Origin of the sequence: Paenibacillus germinis (genome assembly GCF_013141785.1) — a bacterium.
GTDB lineage: Bacteria > Bacillota > Bacilli > Paenibacillales > NBRC-103111 > Paenibacillus_E > Paenibacillus_E phytorum.
The window spans coordinates 106,013-125,097 of the sequence record NZ_WHOC01000006.1; the positions used below are offsets into that span (position 1 = coordinate 106,013).

Genomic DNA, 19,085 nt, shown 5'->3' on the forward strand with positions numbered 1-19,085 from the left:
ATGAAAAGTCTGCTTAAATTTATTACTTGCGGAAGTGTAGACGACGGAAAATCCACCTTAATCGGACATATGCTATATGAGGCCAAGCTATTATTCGCCGACCAAGAAAGAGCGTTAGAGCTGGATAGCAGACTGGGCAGCCGCGGCGGCAAAATTGACTATTCCTTGCTTCTAGATGGGTTACTGGCGGAGCGCGAACAAGGGATTACCATTGATGTGGCTTATCGGTATTTTACGACGGACCACCGTTCGTTCATCGTAGCGGACACACCCGGACACGAAGAATATACCCGTAACATGGCCGTAGGCGCATCTTTTGCGGATCTGGCTATCATTCTTGTGGACGCAAAGAAAGGGGTTATTACCCAAACCAAGCGCCACACTCGGATTTGCGCACTTATGGGTATTAAACATCTTGTTTTAGCTGTGAATAAAATGGATTTAGTGGGTTTTGATCCTAAGACATTTGATGCGATCAAACAAGAATTTTTGCAATTGACCTCTGAGTTTCACTTTGAAAGCATTCAGGTGATCCCTGTTTCTGCCACAGAAGGGGATAACATTACGAAAAAATCGCCAAATACCCCTTGGTACGAAGGCCTTGCTTTGCTGCCATATTTGGAAAATGTGGACGTTCATCAGAACGACAATGCGAAGCAATTTATGATGCCGATTCAGCGTGTATGCCGTCCGGATCATACATTCCGCGGTTTCCAAGGCCAAATTGAGGCTGGGCGTATCGCGGTTGGTGATGAACTGACAACGTTACCTAGTCATGAGAAGGCGAAAGTCAAACGGATCCTCGTGGGAGACCAAGATCGCGATTATGCTTATGCTGGACAGCCAGTAACCATTCAATTGGATCGGGAAGTCGACGTTTCGCGGGGCTGTGTATTCACGAAGGATAGTGAGATTCAAGAGGCGGACAGTTTTAGTGCTACGATTCTTTGGATGGATGATTCTGTGCTGACGCCAGGCAAAAACTATCTGGTCAAAGTAGGGACGAAAATCCTGCCAGGTACCGTAACGGCGATTACGCATAAAATCGATGTTAATACTGGAAAAACGGTTCCAATCGATCATATTGTCAAAAATGAATTGGCCAAATGTGAGTTTTCATTATCTGACGCTATCGTTATTGATTCTTTTGAACAAAATAAAAGCATCGGCGGATTTATTCTGATCGATCGTGTCACCAATATGACATCTGCTTGCGGAGTGATTGAGCAAATCCTTCAAAGCTCCGACAATGCTGTACAGTTAGATACGGAAATCACCAGAGATGTTCGTGCTCAGCAAAAAGGTCAGAATCCTTTGACCCTTTGGTTCACTGGTTCGGTTTCAGATCAATCGACCCTTGCGAAGGAAGTCGAAAAGCGTTTGGTATCGACAGGTCACCATACCATGTTACTGGGGAATGGCCACGGAGAGTCGTTGCAGCGATTAGCAGAAGTTGCAAAATTGATGAACGATGCTGGACTTATTGCATTGGTATCGAATGATTCCCCGATCGAAAACGACCGAGAAACCGTGCGAGACATCATTGGCAAAGAATATATTGAAGTTTATGTAAACAGACCGCTTGCAGGCAGCTCGAGCACAAATGATACACCTGGGAACCCGGAAATCGAAATCGATATAAGCAAGTTTTCAATCGAAGAAGCTGCAAATTATGTAGTGAAACGAATTATCAAATATTTAATCAATGAGAGTAGTCGTGGACAATTCCTTAATTTCTAATGCTTAAACAAATCGACTTAGGCGAAATAGTCTTTGAAAAATAGTATCCCTACATCACCGTGAATAGTGATGTAGGGACTTTTTTTTGTGTCCGCGGCATCGGAACCATTATCAATCCAACTGTCGTTTACATAGCCGCTGTGCTGCTGTATCGTTTATTGGAACAGCTGCATATGTGAGGAAGAGATTTGGGTTTAAACAAGTTTTTAATGGGACTGCTTTTAGAGGCAGTCTCTTTTTTTATACACTCTGATAATGGAATGTCGTAAAAAATTGATATTCAGACGGCTAACGAGATTAACGCATTCACATAACTTCGAAATTCCACATATAAAAATAGGTGAATCACGCTTATAGATCTTTCATAATGAGGAGAAGTCCATGATCTTAATCGAAGGTACCAGCAAAGTAGCCTTTGGAGAAGGTACGCTGACTGAGTTAGAACTAACCATTTATCAAAAGAAGCAGAAAAGCCCTATTGAGTATCGGTATGATTCCGTTAATACCCTGTTGTTTGAACTGTACATGCGAACGCAGATTATGGAATCCGCGAAAGAGCTGAGTAAAGCTGGTGTCTATTTTGCAGATTTCAAAAAAACGTTATGTAACCCGATGTATTGGCACTTAACTAATCAAGGGAGGTTCCAGCTGAATAGCGGTTGTGCTCCACAAGATGCGATACGGGATATATTTACAAATGGCAGCTCATACGCATTCGAATGCTCAATGGCTGTCGTCGTCGTCTTGTACAAAGCCCTATTAGAATCCATAGATCCTAGACAATTCGATATATTGTTTGCGGACCTTTTATTATTTGATTGGCATTCCAACCGCAAATTGCACCTAATCGACCGGACATATAATGAGGAAGCTGTGATTGGTGATGTGCTCTATTTTGAGAACCCCGACTTTGTACCTTCGGTACCCTGGTGGAAAGGAGAAAACGTCGTCCTGATGGAAAACGACTTTTATTATGGACATGGACATGGCCTCGGAATTATTTCAGGGGAAGAAGTCATTAAAGTCCTGAATAAAAACAGAATGCTTGGCAGTATAAAATCAGCATTTCTGACAGATCGTTATGTTCATCCGGATTTCTCCTACTTCGCAGAATTTCAGCATCGTTTACGGGAGAAACCCATTATTGCGAAAGTAGGAGACTGGATTTATGTTCGAAAAAGCTGGATTTTTAACAAAACATGGTAAATGAGCCCAATTTATATAGACAATGCCCTATTTGAGATACATTGCATATGATGACGTATGCCTACTTCAGAAAGGGGAAAGAAAATGACAAATCGCAATTTATCAACGGAGGATAACCTCCCTATTTATCAAGCTGCAACAAGGACGGAGACCTACCATCCTGCTCAGCAAGCTCCGACATTGCCGGAGGCCTACCATCCAGTTCAACAAACTCCGACATTGACGGGAGATAACCTCCCTATCTATCAGCAGCCTATAGCAGCAGCACCGGGAGCGCATAATCCAACGCATCCACACCACGAACATGCTCATTATACACAGCCTCACCATGCTTACCACCCGCATCATCATTACGCCTATCACCCACAACACCATCATCCCTATCATCCCATGCATCATCTTGCGTACCATCCGATGCATCACCACGTTGCCTACTACCCACATCATCATTACATGCATCATCATCCCATGCATCATCTTCAACACCATACTCAGCATCCTCACCATACACAACACCATACTCAGCATCCTCACCATACACAACATCACCACCATACTGGGCAAACTCATCATCATCATCACCAACAGCATCATACGCATTCACAATCAAACTAATGCAGTCACCGACCACCCACTATAGGCAGCCTACAAGGTACATGTAAATAAATATTAAAACAAAAACCTAGAAGCTGTTGCTTCTAGGTTTTCTTGTTTTCACTCGAACCACTATACATTTAGCTATAGTTAACACTATTAACCAACATAAGGGATGTGGTGTAGATATATGTTATACTTCCGTTAGCGACATTGTGAAAAGGAGATTTATAATGCCTACGATTACGACAAGGCCATTCGATCAAGAGTTCCAAACGATATTAAGTGAATTGCAATCCGGCTACCTGCAGGGGAATTGAGTAAGAAGGAAAGCTCGGAACTGCCTAATGATATATATCTCATTGAGGTTGAAAACACGATGGTGGGTTATGCCGTAGTTTGGGAATACACGAGTGCGAAACAGTTAATTCAGAAAGCGGAGAAAGATTATTTTAACGATGATGAAAAATACTTAGAACAAGACTTCTATATTGATATCAAGAACAAAACAGATTATGTATTTATAGAAGCATTGGATGTACTGAAAGAATTTGAACGGAAGGGCTATGCAGCTTTCTTCATGGATTGGCTTAAACTGAAATACCCTAATAAGAAAATGTATGTTTATTCATTAGAAAAGTCGCGTAATTTTTGGTATAAGCAGGGTTTTGAGGTTGTGGGTAATACCGTATGGTTGTCGTATAATTAATTCTCGAGTTGAGGTAGGATCACCTCTATATAAACGGAGGAGATCCTACTTATTCAAAGGTAGCGATTTTACTTATTAACCAGAAAAGCCGCAACTTCTGCTAATCGCGAAGCGTAGCCCCATTCATTATCGTACCAAGTTGCAACGGATAGGATTTCACCCTGCAGTTGGGTCAAAGGAAGGTCAATGATGGAGGAGTGGGGGTCGCCTACGATACGAGATGATGCCCATTCACCTTCAAGAACATCAAGAACACCCTTCAGTTGACCATCTGCAGCAGCACTGCGGAAAATATCATTTACCTGCTGTACCGTACATGGCTTTTCCGTCACAAGGTTTAATTCAGCAATACTTCCGGTGCGCGTTGGAATCCGGTATGCCTTTCCAGTAATCTGCAAATCATTCCAGATAAATTTAAGGGCTCTTGCAGCTCCTGATGAAGAAGGAATGATATTCTCAGCTGCCGCCCACGAATCTCGGCGATCCTTCATAGGCTGATCCGTTAGCGACTGGGTGTTCGTGTAAGAATGAACGGTGGAGAAGAGACCATACTTAATCCCGAAGTTTTCTTTAACTATTTTGACCACTGGAGCCAATGCGTTGGTCGTACAACTCGCCATACTAATAATTTTATGCTTTTCCGGATCAAAACTGTCCAAATTTATCCCTTTCAGCAAGACAGCATCACAATCGTCAAGGCTCTTGCTAGGCCCACTAACTAATACTCTATTTGCCCCGCGATCCAAATGGACCTGAGCAACAGCTCGGGTGACAGCTCGGCCTGTACAGTCAATTACCAGATCTACATCTAATTCTTTCCAATTAGGAACTTCCTTTGATGAATCGATAAACTGAATTTCACGTCCACCGATCACCATACTACCTTCTAGTGCCGATACGGCTTCGTGCCAACGCTTATAGTTGGTATCAACTTCGAACAGAGCGGCAAGTGTTGCTGCGTCTTTAATATCGGAGATGGACACGGGAACGAATAGTTGATCCTGTAAAGCCACTCTTAATAATTGTCTGCCAATACGACCAAATCCGAATATTCCTATTTTGCCCATGGTATAACCTCCATTGAATGATAAATATGAATTCCTTACGGGTACGCCTCGATTTTAACATATTTTGGTTCCTATCACTCAGGAAGCATTTATTTTGCAGCTATTTTGGCCTGTTCTTTTTTTAATCTTTCAGGGGTAACATTATCTCCGTTCGGATCAATAATAGTAGAATTCAAGAGCAAGCTATCTATTGAACCACGAAATATTTGAAGATATTCTTTACGCAGATTGGCTTGTTCTGTTTTTTCAATCTCAGTTAATCCGACTTCTTTCTCTTTTCTTGAAAGCACATTAATTTTATTTAAAATGGTAAGCATAGTGAACCACTCCTTTTATGGTTTGCGTATAGATGGTAAATTTTTATTCGGAAGTTTTCAAAATATCATGATCAACGTATCTTTCCCCATTTATTTCGCTAATGACATTTATTGCAACTCTAGCCCCGTCACCAGCGGTGATGATGGCATGGACGCTAACGCCAGCTGCTGTACCTGCCGCCCAAATGCCATCCAAACTTGTTTGGCCATTTGTATCAACATCAATGACCGTCTTAATTCGCGGTTCGGTTGCCGGTTTTATTTTCAAGCCCAAATGTTCCGCAAGCTCTGTTAAAGCTCCTGTAGCAATAATGATATATTTAGCTTCATATTGTCCGATATTGGTTTCAATGCGAAAACCGACATCTATTTTAACGATATTTTGAACCTTCTCATCCTTTACTGCGGCGCCAAATTTAACTGCCTGTTTCTTACCAATATCTATAAGATCAGGGCCGGAAATTTCTTCAATACCATAATAATTTTCAAGCCACGCCCTTTTTGTCATGCTTTTATCATTATGGATGAGTAAAGTGTTCTTTCCTGCTTTTGCTGCAAATAATGCTGCACTTGCTCCTGCGGGACCTGCGCCAATCACTGCGATATCGTACATATCAACAACTCCTTAAAAATATCTTTAAATTAAGATTCTTAGTTATGAGATAATAATATGCTTCATAAAGTGAAAAGTCAATATGTATTTTGTTGTGTCGATGTTCCATTTATGGACAACAAGAAGGGGCCAATTATCATCAGGAAAAGGATGAGGAATTTCGCGTAGGGAAAGATGTTACGTGGGATGGTGAAACACAGACGCTTACTGAGAGTAAAGGGAGTAGTAAAATCAATTTAAAGATTGACTCTAATGAAGCCTTCATTGTGGTCGCGGCATTCAATTGAATGTGTCACCACGTTTTGGCATTTTCAAGATAGAGGGCATCCGAACGATGTGTGTTTCCGCAACAGAAAAGGCGGCCAATCCTCTGTGGGATTAGCCGCCTTTTCTGGGTCCAGGGAAAATTTTGTCCAACAACTAAGCAGTCAGCTCTGCGTTTGTGGCTTAATTCCCGTAACGTTCATTCAGCCAGTGTAATCCAGAAGGGACCTGCCCGAGGCTCTCGATCTCAATGACATCAATATTGGACATCTGGCTCATTTTCTGTAAATCCTCTACGTATGCCGTACCCTCCAATTCCGTAATTGCGAATTTCTCAAATCCAGATTGCTGCAGGCCCATCAAAGACATCACTTCCAGCCCGGTATCATACCAACTCACCGTATATTCTTCCTTATTCTCTTTGATACCAGCCGCATAGATTTGAGAAAGAGTCAAGTTGTACTTTTCGACAAGCATATCCACTCTGGAGGGTCCGTTATTCCGAAAAGTAGCAGCAAATCTGACCTTATTCCCGGAAGGAGCAAATTTCAAGCTTTGTGCAGCTGCGTGTTTATAGGATTCAAGTTCTTCTTTGGAATTAATCAAGGCGTAGCTCTTCACCTTAGTATCATCTGTTTCTTCTCTCCACGTATATTGCTTGAAGGGACTATTGAACGATTCGGGAAGGTAATAATCTTTATATTTCTTATCTATCACTTCTGCCTTGTCGAACGTAATGGTTGCAATTTCATCGTCAGTTTTGTGGAGGTCATTTAGAGTTCCATTTGGTTGAGCATATCTTTGCAAAGAACGGAAAGATATTTGGGAATCGCCTTCCACGGTATGGAGCCATGCTGTATAGAATACATAAGATTTATCATTGCTTAAACGAGAAGTATCCCTAATTGATAATTTAATTTCTTCCCCATCATCATAGGTGGCAAGTTTCCTGGTAAATTTCGCTCCAGGTGCATTGGTGAACATAAGCTTCGATCTTAATTCATCGGCGTCAGTCACTTTATACACTAGAGCAGGAAAAAATTGACGAAAAACATCATCGCTTTGAAACAACTTTAATTGATCAGCACTCCATTGAATCGTGCTCGTTGTCATAAGCAGTTGATTCTCAATCTTTACAGCTTTCACGATTCTACTGGTTGGGTAATCCCAGTTCGATGTTGAATCCGCATAAACAGTAGCAGTAGTACATAACAACGCATTAGCCGTAATAATCAATACTATATTTTTCAATTTGAACATAAGTTAACACTCCTCCCCTAACCATATTAGCACATTTTACCAAATATTTTCCATTTTCAATTGAGAAGGCTCCGAAAGCCTAGACAAAAGCATTAAGAAAAGCGGGAAAAGCATTGGAATTGAACTTATAGCTACTAGAAGACCGACTATATGTTCAAGTGAATACCAGGAGCTTCCGAATTAATATGTCATTTTATAGCGAATTTTTGAATATTTCGAATAATTTCATTGTATAAAAAACCCATTAAAAGTATAATTTCTTTAATGGATTTTTCCATTTGACTAGACATTCTTTTCAATCAAAGGGGAGGAAATGAAATGAAAAATTGGAAGAATTGGGTACTTATGGCACTGGTTTTGACAGCTATGGTTTATTCATCCGTTGTAACACAGCCTTGGGGGCCTTAATCCCAAAAAAAGGAGCTAGGCAAAACCTAGTTCCTTTCATTTTTTTATATAAAGGAATGAACATATATGATTTACTTCATACTTACAGGTCTTCTACTTTGTATCATCCTGAAACGCAATTTATTGACAATTGTTGATTCCTTTGCAGCTTTCAGAATGCCTTACTTATTGATAGGTACCTTTGCGTTTCAGATTTTTATTTATTGGTTGAGTCATAGAACAGGGCGCGATTATCCTATTCTACTTGAACTCTCGTTTGCTATAATGATCTTAGGCTTATGGATGAACAGGCATTTACCAGGAATTATTTTTATTTGTTTTGGGGCTTTGTTTAATTTAATTGCCATTAGTATACACGGTGGTTTAATGCCAGTATCAGAAAAAGCTCTGATGATGTCTGGGTATAATGGTTCTGCTTTTGTTACAGACGATCCTCGACATCAACTAATGAATACTTCTAGTTATTGGTGGTTGGGAGATTGGATTCCTTTTTTCAAACATGTGATAAGTATTGGAGATATTAGTGTAGGCTTCGGATTTATTAGATTTCTATTAGGAACCACTTCGAAGAGGGAGCAGCATGAAGGATAAAAATCTATACACTCTGATATTATTCTTAACTGGCATTTACACAACATTTATCTGTCTGAAATTTCTTGAATTTAATAGATTTTGGGAACCTATAGTTCTTATATGCGTCTTAACAATTATAGTTGATATATTTCCAATTAAAATGTCTAAAGGACTTTTGTACAATGGATCAACGTTAGGAATTCTTTATTTGATGTATGTTATGGGAATTTCAGCAAGTACAGTTCCTATCCTTGTAAGCACAATAATGTTTTTTTTGTTAGCTACCAAACCATTTTATAAGATTAACTGGTATCGGTTATTTTCAACGGTAGGCATGTATTTTATTAGTATGGTGTGTGCAGCAGCGATTCTGCAGTTTACAACCAAGCTACCACTGATTCTTCAAGTTATTTGTATGACCTTTGTTTTTGAGAATGTTAACTTATTCATACGTGCGGGAATCATGAAATTTGTAAGTAAAATTCCTTTTTTAAATGAAATTTCAATTATTAAGATAGTTAAAGTGCAAGCTTCTTTAGCCATCGTAGCCATTTTTTTGTACCATTTTCTGAAACAAACAAATTCGAGTGACTTAGTTATCGAGATCATTTTTGCGGTCTTACTTATGATCTTCATTAACTTCCTAATCTCAGCCTATAACAAGCATATCTATAAAATAGAAGAAAGCAAACAACGTTACCAGTCTTTATTTGACCGTAATCCAGATATTGTTTTTACATTAGATCTATCTGGTAAAATTACGAGTGTTAACCCGATGTTGGAAAAATTACTTGGTTATTCCCCGGAGTCTATATTGGATGTTAACTTATTCGAATATGTGATTTCTACAGGGAAACAAGAAGCGATACATCGTATAGAACAAGCGTTGCTGGGAAATCCGCAACAATTTACGATGGGCTTTTTAACGAAAGAGGGTACAAGCCGTGATATGTTCATAACTTGCGGTCCGACGGTAGTGAATGATCAAATTGTTGGCGTCTATGGAATTGCTAAGGATATTACCGAGCAGAAGCAAGCGGAACAGATTATTCATAGAATGGCTTACTTCGATGAAATAACCGGGCTGCCGAACCGAAGCAACTTTCAGGAATGTATGGCGGAAACAATTGGTAAAGCTCGTAACAACTCCTTAGCTGGATTAATGTTTCTGGATCTTGATAAATTCAAACAAGTAAATGATACGCTGGGGCATCATACAGGTGATCTTCTATTAGTTGATGTATCCAAACGCATTATCCAATCTGTTCCGGAAGGATCTATCGTTTCTAGGCTGGGGGGCGATGAATTTACGATTATTTTTCCAAATCTAAGTCATGCAGAAGAGGTCATACCAGTTGCCGATACGATCTTACAAGCATTAGCTGAACCTTTTTATTTGAATAAAAGAGAATTATATATAACGACCAGTATAGGGATTTGTATATATCCTGAACATGGGACCAATGTGGAAACGTTAATCAAAAATGCAGATGCCTCTATGTATCGGGCCAAAGAATCCGGTGGAAACACCTACAGCGTATATTCGAAAAGTATTCAAGAGCTTAATGAAGCCAAGCACAAGATACATTCTAATTTGCACAAAGCGATCGAGCGCGAAGAGTTTTATTTGCATTTTCAACCGAAAATCGATTTGACCAACGATAAAATTAACGGAGTAGAGGCCCTCATTCGATGGAAAAATCAAGAATTGGGACAAATGTCACCTATTCAGTTTATTCCGATCGCTGAGGAGAGTGGATTGATCCTGCCCATCGGGGAATGGGTGTTAAGGACAGCATGTAAGCAGAATAAAGCTTGGCAGGATGCAGGTTTTCCATCTATTGTTATGTCGGTTAATCTTTCCTCCATTCAATTGCAAAATGAGCATTTGGTCCGTACGATTGGGCAAATTTTGCGGGAAACGGAGCTAGATCCTCAGTGGCTTGAAATTGAGATAACGGAGAGTATGCTGCTGCAGAATACCCAACATACGATGAAGGTGCTTGAAGAAATAAAAGAGCTCGGTATATCTATTTCCATCGATGATTTTGGAGTGGGTTATTCTTCGCTTAGTTATTTGAAGCATTTTTCATTCGATTATTTGAAAATGGACAAGTCTTTTATCGATAACTTAAACATGTCTCCAAAAGATGAATTGATCATAAGCGGTATTATCAAATTGGCACATAGCTTAAACATGAAAGTAATCGCCGAAGGAGTCGAATCGGATCAACAGCTTTCCTACTTGCGTGAGCAAGGTTGTGATGGCGTTCAAGGGTATTTGATAAGTAAACCTTTGTCGGTTGGTGAGTTTATTGAGCGGGTTTGGCTTCTACCAAAACAGATGGAATTGTAGTTGAAACAGGATAATGAAAGGAAAGAAAGTTACGATGACCAAGATTTCAATACCTGAGCTTAAGAAACAATTAAAAACGTATAAGGCTGATGAGCTAGTCTCTATCATTGTCGATTGTTATAAATCAAGTAGCGATGTAAAGAGCTATATTCATATGATGCTGGAGCCTGAAAGTACAGAAAATCAATTGTTTGATGAAGCCAAAAAGAAAATTGAGCATCAGTTCTTCCCAGAGCGCGGTGAGCCAAAGCTTAAATTGGCAGAAGCGAAAAAAGCGATTTCTGAATTCAGTAAGCTTTGCAATAATCAAGCTAAAACGATAGATTTGATGATCTACTATGTAGAGTTGGGTGTAGATTTTACCAACGAATATGGCGATATGTATGAATCATTTTATTATAGTATGGGGTCAATGTATCGCAATGTACTTCAAAAAATAAAAGCTGAAAATGGTAGTGGATTATTTCATCTATTTCGAGATAGGCTGAAAGGAATTGTTCAGGATTCAGGTGGAGTAGGTTGGGGCTTTCACGATCATCTTGTTGAGGTTTATTATGAATTTGCAGCCGACTATGAAGAGGATATTGAGTAGGTGAAACTGATAAAATGGGGCTGTCCCAAATCTACCAATGGTAGACTTCCATTAAGAGAACGTAGAGGCGCTATTCCGTTGTTTGTAGCTTCAAATAGCACAAATTTCATCGAATAAGGCCCTCTCGTTCCGCTAATTCAACTTTCAGCTCATTTCATACAGTTTAGCGGCTTGTCGTTCCGTTAAGAACAACTCTGCCCCAAAAGGACCTCTGCTATTGGCTGAAGTTTTTGGGACAGCCCCTTTTAAATCTCAATCAACGATAGAGATCATATATTCTCCCCGATTTTCACCAGATTTTATTACCCCTAAATCTTTCAGTTTTGATAAGTTCTTAGCAATACTTGATGAGGATGCATCTAATGTATCGTCGAATAACTGCCTATGAAAAACCGCGCCATCTTCCATTCTAGCTATTAGTTCAAACATCGTCCTTGCGTGGCCCTTCCCAAGTATCTCTCGCATGTATTTAATTTTGTCATACCTTTGAAGTTCATTAAGAACTCTTGTAAGCGATGCATTGACACACTCAAGGTAAAAAATGAGGAAGGGCTTTAGGTCGCCTTGTGTAGCTATCATTAGAGTATCATAATAATCTTCTATTCGTTTGTCGAAATATTCTTCAACACTAAATGCATCTTTAATCTTAGAGAGATCGTTATGAATTAGTCCTACTAAGGTCGAATATGCCCGAGCTGTCCGTCCGTTTCCATCAGGAAATGGATGAACGTATCCGATCAAATGGTGGGTAATGCCCGATATTAAAAGTGGATGAAGCTTTTTCTCTTGAATGATTTCAGAATCATAGGCACTCATACATCCCGTTACACTAGTATATAACCAAGAGAAGAACGCATTCATCAAATGAGGGACCTGATTAAAAGCGGGAGGCTGATAACTAATGTTTCCATCGCCGTCTTGAAGTGCAACAGGAATTTGCCTGTAGCCCTCTGGATACCCAGTTAAATCTTTCATGAGTAATTGTTGTAATTTTTTAAAAATAAGCTCATCCATGTCTGAGAAATCTTTAAAGGGGTCTAGTTCATAGATAAACTCATACGCCTCAAACACATTTCTCACTTCAAGTTGTGCTTTCTGTTTAATGGTTAATGGATTCTTTTTGTAATCTTGATAGAGCTTTTCAACTTCTTTGTATTCTAATTTGTTTTGTTCTATTTTAGTTGTAAAATGTGCGGTTTTAACTAATGATTTACGCAGAATGTTTGGTTTTAGTGGGTGACTTTTTAGACCCAACCTTGCCAGTGCACCAATATTTCTTTCTGCTTCAAGAATAAGCTGCTGAATTTCGTAGTCGAAGGGATTAAAATTAGGTCGATAAACCAACCGATTCCCATCATACATGAAATGTTCAGATGAAAAAGTATATGTCATTTTACATCACTCCCTTACACTTAAAAATGCTTGTATAACAAGGGTTTATGCTTCTATTTATTATATTCAATTACACTTATTATGTACACATTTAAATACAGATAAACTAGCCTGGTTTTTCCACAAAGAGTAACTATTAGCTGAGAGAAAAACAGAAACGGTATATTCCTTGTACAACCCGCATATGCATAATCAAAAGCATAAATAGCAGGCAAAGGTGCCTTAGGTCCAAGAACGAAACGTCGTTCTCTGCACCTGGGCACCTTTTTGTTTTCATTCATTCGGGCGAAGAGGTGAAAGGAGTGAAACAACAACCAATTCGAGCTATTCCGCTCGCTGTTAGGATCATCCCTAATGTGGATGCCGGCTTGGCACTTCAGTTGGAATTAAAGCCGGGCATTCGCAGCCTCGGTCTGTTAACGTCCAGCATCGATGATGTTGGTTACACCGCTATCGATGAAGCAACGAAGAATGCAGCAGTTGAGGTGGTGTATGCTCGTTCATTTTATGCGGGATCGGGTCATGCTTCTGGACCGCTATCAGGAGAATTTATAGGGATCATAGGCGGTGCATCACCTGCCGAAGTGAGAAGTGGGCTAGATGCAGCTATCCAAGTGATGGAGACTGGAGCTTGTTTTTACGCCCTCAACGACGAGGGAACGCATGCTTACTATGCTCATGTTGTCTCCAGAACCGGTTCTTATTTGTCCACATTGGCGGAAATTCAAGAAGGAGAGCCTCTTGCCTATTTGATTGCTCCGCCACTTGAAGCCGTTTTCGCACTTGATGCCGCACTGAAGGCGGCCGATGTACGCATGTGCAAGTTTTATGGTCCGCCGACGGAGACGAACTTTGCGGGAGGATTGTTGACAGGCAGTCAATCTGCTTGTACGGCAGCAGCGGAGGCGTTCGCGGAGGCTGTTCGAAGCATTGCTCGAGAACCTAAGAAAATAGGGTAAAAAGAAGCGGGTGGTTTACAAATGGATGGAAGATTAATGTCTTTGGGCATGATCGAAACTTATGGTCTACCTGCATTGATTGCAGCCGCAGACGCTGCAGCCAAAACGGCGGATGTGAAGGTAACGACTTATGAAAAAGTGGATGCCGGTATTGTAACGATCTATATTCTTGGCGATGTTGCAGCGGTCAAAGCTGCCGTGGATGCAGGTGCGGCAGAAGCGAAGAGGGTGGGCAAACTGTTATCCACACATGTTATACCGCGACCTGATCCTTCCGTACACGCGATGATTCAGGAGGCTTGGATCAAAAACCAGCCGAAAGATTCACCGAAGGAGGAGCTCATTAAGGTTATCGCGACACCGGAGGTGAGTACGCCGAATTGGAGCAAAATGACCGTAGCACAACTCAGAGAGCTTGCACAGCATACGCCTCGATTCCCTATAACCGGTCGCGATATCCAATTGGTTAGCAAAGCCGAATTGGTAAGACTTTTCACGGGGATGGAGGGGGAGAGCCGATAACATGAAGCTAGATAGCGATTTACAAGCGATCCAGGAGGTCCGCCATTTCCTTCAAGAGGCGAAGGCAGCACAAAAAAAAATGGAGAAAATGACACAGTCGCAAATAGATACGATCGTAGCAGCCATGGCGGAAGCGGCGGAGTCAGAGGCAGAGCGGCTGGGTGCAATGGCCGTAGAAGAGACGGGCTTCGGAAAAGTCGCTGATAAAAAGGCGAAGAATCTCTTCGTTGCGAGGGACGTCTACTCAGCGATCAAAGATATGCAAACGGTCGGTATCATCCGCAAAGATGATAGCAAGCAAGTCTGGGAAATCGCTCAACCAGTCGGTATTGTTGCTGCCATTATACCTTCAACGAACCCGACATCGACGGTCTTGTTCAAATGCATGATCGCACTTAAATCAAGAAACGCCATCGTGATTAGTCCGCATCCATCAGCGCTGCGATGTTCGCAGGAGTCGGCATCCGTCATGCGTGCTGCAGCGGAGAAGGCAGGAGCCCCAGCTGGACTGATTCATTGTCTATCGGTTCCGTCCCTTGAGGCGAGCGGCGAACTAATGAGGCATAAGCTGACTGATATCATTTTGGCAACGGGTGGAACAGCAATGGTCAAGGCCGCTTACAGCTCTGGCAAGCCTGCATACGGTGTCGGACCAGGTAACGTGCCAGTTTATATACATCAGAGTGCGAATATCCCACGAGCTGTGCGCCTGATTCTTCAAAGCAAAACGTTCGACTACGGAACGATCTGCGCTTCGGAACAAGCGCTTGTCGTCGATCAAGCGGTAAAAGCGGAGCTGGTCGCGGAATTGAAGCGGCAAGGGGCTCACTTTTTGAACACGGAGGAAAAAGAAAAGGTCGGCTCAATCCTCACCATTGGAAAAGGGATGAACCCGAATGTGGTTGGCCGTTCTCCGCAAGTGATTGCGGGCAAGGCTGGCATAACCGTCCCGGAGGATACGAGGGTACTGGTCGCGGAAGAGTCGGAGGTAGGACATGCGTATCCATTCTCCATGGAGAAACTCAGTCCTGTGCTTGCTTTATATACCGTGAGTGACTGGCAAGAAGGCTGTCAACGCTGCATCGATTTGTTGGAGCTTGGAGGACTTGGACATACAATCGGCATACATGGCGAGGACTTGTCGATCATTGAAGCGTTCGGGCTAGAGAAACCAGCATCGCGCATTGTGGTGAATACAGGCACTACGTTTGGGGGAATCGGTGCAACGACGGGGATTATGCCATCGATGACGCTGGGGTGTGGTTCCTACGGCAATAACATCACATCCGATAACATTGGACCACAGCATTTACTGAACATCAAACGTGTTGCTTTTGGCATAAAAGAGATGCCGACGGAGTCCGATACGAACCGTGTTGTAGCGCTAGTGGCGGAAAGTTTAGAAAGCTCTAATAAACTCGGTATTACGCGTGATGAAGTTGCGCAGATCATTAAAAGCGTGCTGTCCGAAATGCAATTGCATACATAACCGGAGGAGGAAATTCAAATGGCAGGAGAAATGGCAGCTTTAGGTTTAGTGGAAACGAAAGGCTTGGTAGGTTCAATTGAAGCGGCAGACGCCATGGTCAAGGCAGCGAATGTGAGATTGGTCGGTAAAGTTCATGTTGGTGGAGGACTTGTCACGGTCATGGTCAGAGGAGATGTTGGCGCTGTAAAGGCGGCCACGGATGCAGGTGCTGCAGCTGCGGAAAAAGTGGGAGAGCTTGTCTCAGTTCACGTCATTCCTCGTCCGCATTCCGACATTGAGTTCATTCTTCCTAAGCTCGAAGGTTAAATACGTATATGACGCTTATTACGGAAACGCATCTGCGTACGCAATTGGTAAAAGGCCTGCCAAACCCGTTTCCGATAACGGACGGGGATAAGCTGACACCGGCAGCCGCTGACTTTTTGAAAGATAGGGGAATCTCTTTGCGTCACGTGGCCCCTTCGGAGTCAACAATCCTTCCCAGAAGCGAGGATATTGGGCTCAAGCTCATTCCAGTCGGCGTGTCAAACCGGCATGTTCACCTCTCTCCCGAGCATGTTGAAGCGTTGTTCGGCGGCGGTTACGCGTTAACACCTCAACGTGAGCTGTCCCAAAAAGGTCAGTTCGCTGCGCGCGAAACCGTGACATTGGTTGGTCCGAAAGGGATCATCCAACATGTCCGCATTCTTGGTCCTTCACGTGGAGCGACCCAAGTGGAGATCTCGCGTACAGACGGATATGCGCTTGGCGTTCATCCTCCGGTCCGATTATCCGGTGATATCCAAGGCACACCAAGTATTACACTCGTCGGTTCGGGCGGAACGGTCGTTTTGCAGCAGGGACTGATCATTGCCAAAAATCACGTGCACATGTCTCCAGAAGATGCCCAAACCTTTCAGGTCAATGAAGGAGATCACCTCATTGTCCAAGCCATGGCGGAGCGGCCGATTATTTTTGCTGATACGATCGTGAGGGTTAGCGCGCATTTTTCGCTGGATTTTCATATCGACTTGGATGAAGCGAATGCTGCCCATTTGAATACAGGGGATAAGGTCCAGATGATCGGCAAAAACGGTGAAATCACGCGCGCCGAAAGGAGGCAGCTCTAGGTGGAGATCAAGCAAATGGTCGAATCTATTGTTCGTGAGCTCATTGACTCATTGGAGAAGCAAGCGGCCAAGCGGCCAAAGGTGCTTTACATTTTTTACGACAGTACGGCCCATGAGGCTTTTACAGATCATTTTATATGGTTAAATAATCACCAGGTTAATCATGATATTTTGTTCCTGGATGGCGAAGCTTCTTCTTGGCTGGGGAAGCACCAAATTGAATGCGGCGGTCGTGGAAAAACGATTGCATCCGACGAATTCGCGCCGTCTCCTCTAGAGGTGCCTCTCGAATATGAGGGAATCGTGATCCCGGAAATTGATCTAGATAATGCGGCAAGGGCCACTCTTGGCATGAAAGGGACCATCATATCGGAGATCATCTTTTCAACATTGGTTCAAAATAAATTTGTACTCATCGGCGATGATATTTCGGGGTTGAAGCGGGCGGACCGGCGGACGCTCAAGACAATAACACTGCCTAAGTCTTATGCAAACCTTTTTGATTATTACAAAATGGAACTGCAAATGTATGGCGTTGAATTTGGTCCATTGAAGCAGCTGGCTGAAATGGTTGTGAACAAAATCCGTCCGGATTCTGAAGTCGCAGAAGTGGGCAGCACAGTAGAAAAAGCCGATCACACCGAGGATAACGGGCACATCGTTTATGAAGGAAGGCTCATCTCGGCGGATTGGGTGGCGCGGGAATCCAAAAATAAATCTCTTCGCTCACTGCGAGTTGGCAAGAGAACGCTCATTTCTTCACTGGCCCAAGACATGCTGAAGGAGAAAGGCATCACGATCGAATATGCGGCTGAAAGGTGAGGTCCTATGTTTTTAGGAAAAGTAATCGGCAGTGTATGGGCTACGCAAAAAGAAGTAGGCATGGACAATTTGAAATTGTTAGTGATCCAGCCGATGGATTTCAAAGACAGCGAAGCGGGCACTCCGATCATTGCCGCAGACCGTATTGGAGCCGGTGTTGGCGAGAATGTGATCGTCTCTAGAGGGAGTCCGGCCCGAACCTTGTTCACGGATAAAATGGTTCCTATCGATGCAATGATTGTGGGCATTGTAGATAGTTATGAGGTCGCTCAAGAAACCGAGGAGGATGTATGGAAGAGCAGAAGATGAGAGTGATTCAGGAATATGTGCCCGGCAAACAACTGACACTGGCTCATGTGATTGCCAATCCTGACCCGGTTTTGTATACGAAGCTCGGCATTGAAGAAAGGAATGCGATCGGAATTTTAACGCTTACCCCCACGGAAACGGCGATCATTGCCGCTGACATTGCGACCAAAGCAGCTAGTGTGGGCATCGGTTATTTGGATCGGTTCACCGGATCGCTCGTGCTCACGGGAGAAGTGGCCGCTGTGGAGATGGCGATTGAGGCTGTGAATGCTTTTTTGCAGGATAAGCTAAAATTTGCGACTGCACCGATAACGAGGTCTTGAATTTATGAAAAAAGTGATGATGATCGGCGCTGTCGGTGCTGGGAAATCAACGTTAATTAAAGCATTGTTCGGGGAATCGGAGCCGGCGACCAAAACCCAAAGTCTCATCTACCGGGACTGGATCATTGATACGCCCGGTGAATACAGCGAAAATCCAATGTATTATCGCTCCCTAATAGCGACCTCTCATGAGACTGCAGCTGTTTTGCTTGTGCAAGATGCCACCCGAAATAGAAATTATTTTCCTCCCGGATTTGAACAGGGGTTTCCGATGCTAACGCTTGGGGCCGTGACCAAAATTGATCACCCTAAGGCAGACATTGATCGAGCAATTACCCTTCTAAGGCAGTCATTGCAAGAAGGCGAAATCTTTTTGACATCGGCTGCATCCACAGTGGGAATTCAACGGCTGAAAGAAAGACTTATGGAGATTGTACAGGAGTAAATCTACGACGTAATGA

The 19,085-nt window shown here is 42.6% G+C and carries 22 protein-coding genes; 16 read left to right on the plus strand and 6 right to left on the minus strand.

Translation table 11 applies throughout. From position 1 onward, the window contains the following. Window positions 1-1,740 (plus strand): GTP-binding protein, encoded by a 1,740-nt coding sequence (locus GC102_RS00480; RefSeq protein ID WP_171687745.1) that lies wholly within the window; start codon window positions 1-3, stop codon window positions 1,738-1,740. 381 nt (window positions 1,741-2,121) lie between these two features. Next, window positions 2,122-2,946 (plus strand): spore coat transglutaminase TGL, encoded by an 825-nt coding sequence (gene tgl / locus GC102_RS00485; protein WP_171687746.1) that lies wholly within the window; start codon window positions 2,122-2,124, stop codon window positions 2,944-2,946. A 253-nt stretch (window positions 2,947-3,199) separates the two neighbouring features. Here tgl and GC102_RS00490 read toward each other — a convergent pair whose 3' ends face one another. After that, window positions 3,200-3,577, minus strand: a complete 378-nt coding sequence (locus GC102_RS00490) for a hypothetical protein (RefSeq protein WP_171687747.1) — start codon at window positions 3,575-3,577, stop codon at window positions 3,200-3,202. A 279-nt stretch (window positions 3,578-3,856) separates the two neighbouring features. Between GC102_RS00490 and GC102_RS00495 the strand changes: the two genes are divergently transcribed. Next, window positions 3,857-4,249 (plus strand): GNAT family protein, encoded by a 393-nt coding sequence (locus GC102_RS00495; protein ID WP_246320667.1) that lies wholly within the window; start codon window positions 3,857-3,859, stop codon window positions 4,247-4,249. 68 nt (window positions 4,250-4,317) lie between these two features. Here GC102_RS00495 and GC102_RS00500 read toward each other — a convergent pair whose 3' ends face one another. From GC102_RS00500 to GC102_RS00510, 3 genes are all read right to left on the minus strand, one after another. Beyond that, window positions 4,318-5,316, minus strand: coding sequence for a type I glyceraldehyde-3-phosphate dehydrogenase (locus GC102_RS00500; protein ID WP_171687748.1), 999 nt, complete (start codon window positions 5,314-5,316; stop codon window positions 4,318-4,320). 89 nt (window positions 5,317-5,405) lie between these two features. Further along, window positions 5,406-5,633 (minus strand): DUF896 domain-containing protein, encoded by a 228-nt coding sequence (locus GC102_RS00505; protein ID WP_171687749.1) that lies wholly within the window; start codon window positions 5,631-5,633, stop codon window positions 5,406-5,408. Between the two features lie 43 nt (window positions 5,634-5,676). Beyond that, window positions 5,677-6,246 (minus strand): FAD-dependent oxidoreductase, encoded by a 570-nt coding sequence (locus GC102_RS00510; RefSeq protein ID WP_171687750.1) that lies wholly within the window; start codon window positions 6,244-6,246, stop codon window positions 5,677-5,679. Between the two features lie 92 nt (window positions 6,247-6,338). On the opposite strand from GC102_RS00510, the gene GC102_RS40490 reads away from it, so the two are divergent. Next, window positions 6,339-6,533: a stalk domain-containing protein gene (locus GC102_RS40490; protein WP_376769338.1), complete on the plus strand. Its 195-nt coding sequence runs from the start codon at window positions 6,339-6,341 to the stop codon at window positions 6,531-6,533. A gap of 160 nt (window positions 6,534-6,693) precedes the next feature. Here the strand turns inward: GC102_RS40490 and GC102_RS00520 are convergent, their stop codons facing one another. Next, window positions 6,694-7,770 (minus strand): hypothetical protein, encoded by a 1,077-nt coding sequence (locus GC102_RS00520; protein WP_171687752.1) that lies wholly within the window; start codon window positions 7,768-7,770, stop codon window positions 6,694-6,696. Between the two features lie 474 nt (window positions 7,771-8,244). Here GC102_RS00520 and GC102_RS00525 point away from each other — a divergent pair, with 474 nt between their 5' ends. The 3 genes from GC102_RS00525 (at window position 8,245) to GC102_RS00535 (ending at window position 11,699) form a co-directional block, all read left to right on the plus strand. Beyond that, a complete protein-coding gene (locus tag GC102_RS00525; RefSeq protein WP_171687753.1) occupies window positions 8,245-8,769 on the plus strand; it encodes a DUF5317 domain-containing protein in 525 nt (174 codons plus the stop codon). A gap of 193 nt (window positions 8,770-8,962) precedes the next feature. Then, window positions 8,963-11,107 carry a sensor domain-containing protein gene (locus GC102_RS00530; RefSeq protein WP_246320673.1) on the plus strand — a complete coding sequence of 715 codons (2,145 nt, stop codon included), beginning with the start codon at window positions 8,963-8,965 and terminating at the stop codon, window positions 11,105-11,107. Between the two features lie 34 nt (window positions 11,108-11,141). Further along, window positions 11,142-11,699, plus strand: a complete 558-nt coding sequence (locus tag GC102_RS00535) for a DUF6155 family protein (RefSeq protein ID WP_171687755.1) — start codon at window positions 11,142-11,144, stop codon at window positions 11,697-11,699. 252 nt (window positions 11,700-11,951) lie between these two features. Here the strand turns inward: GC102_RS00535 and GC102_RS00540 are convergent, their stop codons facing one another. Then, the gene (locus tag GC102_RS00540) at window positions 11,952-13,091 is read right to left on the minus strand and encodes a Fic family protein (protein ID WP_246320668.1); all 1,140 of its coding nucleotides are present in this window, start codon (window positions 13,089-13,091) and stop codon (window positions 11,952-11,954) included. 302 nt (window positions 13,092-13,393) lie between these two features. Here GC102_RS00540 and eutL point away from each other — a divergent pair, with 302 nt between their 5' ends. The 9 genes from eutL to GC102_RS00585 are packed head-to-tail and all read left to right on the plus strand — an operon-like array spanning window position 13,394 to window position 19,069. Continuing rightward, window positions 13,394-14,050: an ethanolamine utilization microcompartment protein EutL gene (gene eutL, locus GC102_RS00545; RefSeq protein ID WP_171645411.1), complete on the plus strand. Its 657-nt coding sequence runs from the start codon at window positions 13,394-13,396 to the stop codon at window positions 14,048-14,050. A gap of 21 nt (window positions 14,051-14,071) precedes the next feature. Continuing rightward, the gene (locus GC102_RS39940; protein ID WP_171687756.1) at window positions 14,072-14,572 is read left to right on the plus strand and encodes a BMC domain-containing protein; all 501 of its coding nucleotides are present in this window, start codon (window positions 14,072-14,074) and stop codon (window positions 14,570-14,572) included. 1 nt (window position 14,573) lies between these two features. Continuing rightward, window positions 14,574-16,061, plus strand: coding sequence for an acetaldehyde dehydrogenase (acetylating) (locus GC102_RS00555; protein ID WP_171687757.1), 1,488 nt, complete (start codon window positions 14,574-14,576; stop codon window positions 16,059-16,061). An 18-nt stretch (window positions 16,062-16,079) separates the two neighbouring features. Continuing rightward, complete coding sequence (locus GC102_RS00560; RefSeq protein WP_047676490.1) at window positions 16,080-16,367, plus strand: BMC domain-containing protein; 288 nt, start codon at window positions 16,080-16,082, stop codon at window positions 16,365-16,367. 8 nt (window positions 16,368-16,375) lie between these two features. Further along, window positions 16,376-17,170 (plus strand): phosphate propanoyltransferase, encoded by a 795-nt coding sequence (gene pduL / locus GC102_RS00565; RefSeq protein ID WP_171687758.1) that lies wholly within the window; start codon window positions 16,376-16,378, stop codon window positions 17,168-17,170. Then, window positions 17,171-17,992 (plus strand): hypothetical protein, encoded by an 822-nt coding sequence (locus GC102_RS00570; protein WP_171687759.1) that lies wholly within the window; start codon window positions 17,171-17,173, stop codon window positions 17,990-17,992. It abuts the gene before it with no gap. 6 nt (window positions 17,993-17,998) lie between these two features. After that, complete coding sequence (locus GC102_RS00575; RefSeq protein WP_171687760.1) at window positions 17,999-18,301, plus strand: EutN/CcmL family microcompartment protein; 303 nt, start codon at window positions 17,999-18,001, stop codon at window positions 18,299-18,301. After that, window positions 18,283-18,624, plus strand: coding sequence for a BMC domain-containing protein (locus GC102_RS00580; protein WP_171645417.1), 342 nt, complete (start codon window positions 18,283-18,285; stop codon window positions 18,622-18,624). Before GC102_RS00575 ends, GC102_RS00580 begins: the two co-directional genes overlap by 19 nt. A gap of 4 nt (window positions 18,625-18,628) precedes the next feature. Further along, window positions 18,629-19,069 (plus strand): EutP/PduV family microcompartment system protein, encoded by a 441-nt coding sequence (locus GC102_RS00585; RefSeq protein ID WP_171687761.1) that lies wholly within the window; start codon window positions 18,629-18,631, stop codon window positions 19,067-19,069. The last annotated feature ends 16 nt before the right edge of the window (window positions 19,070-19,085 follow it).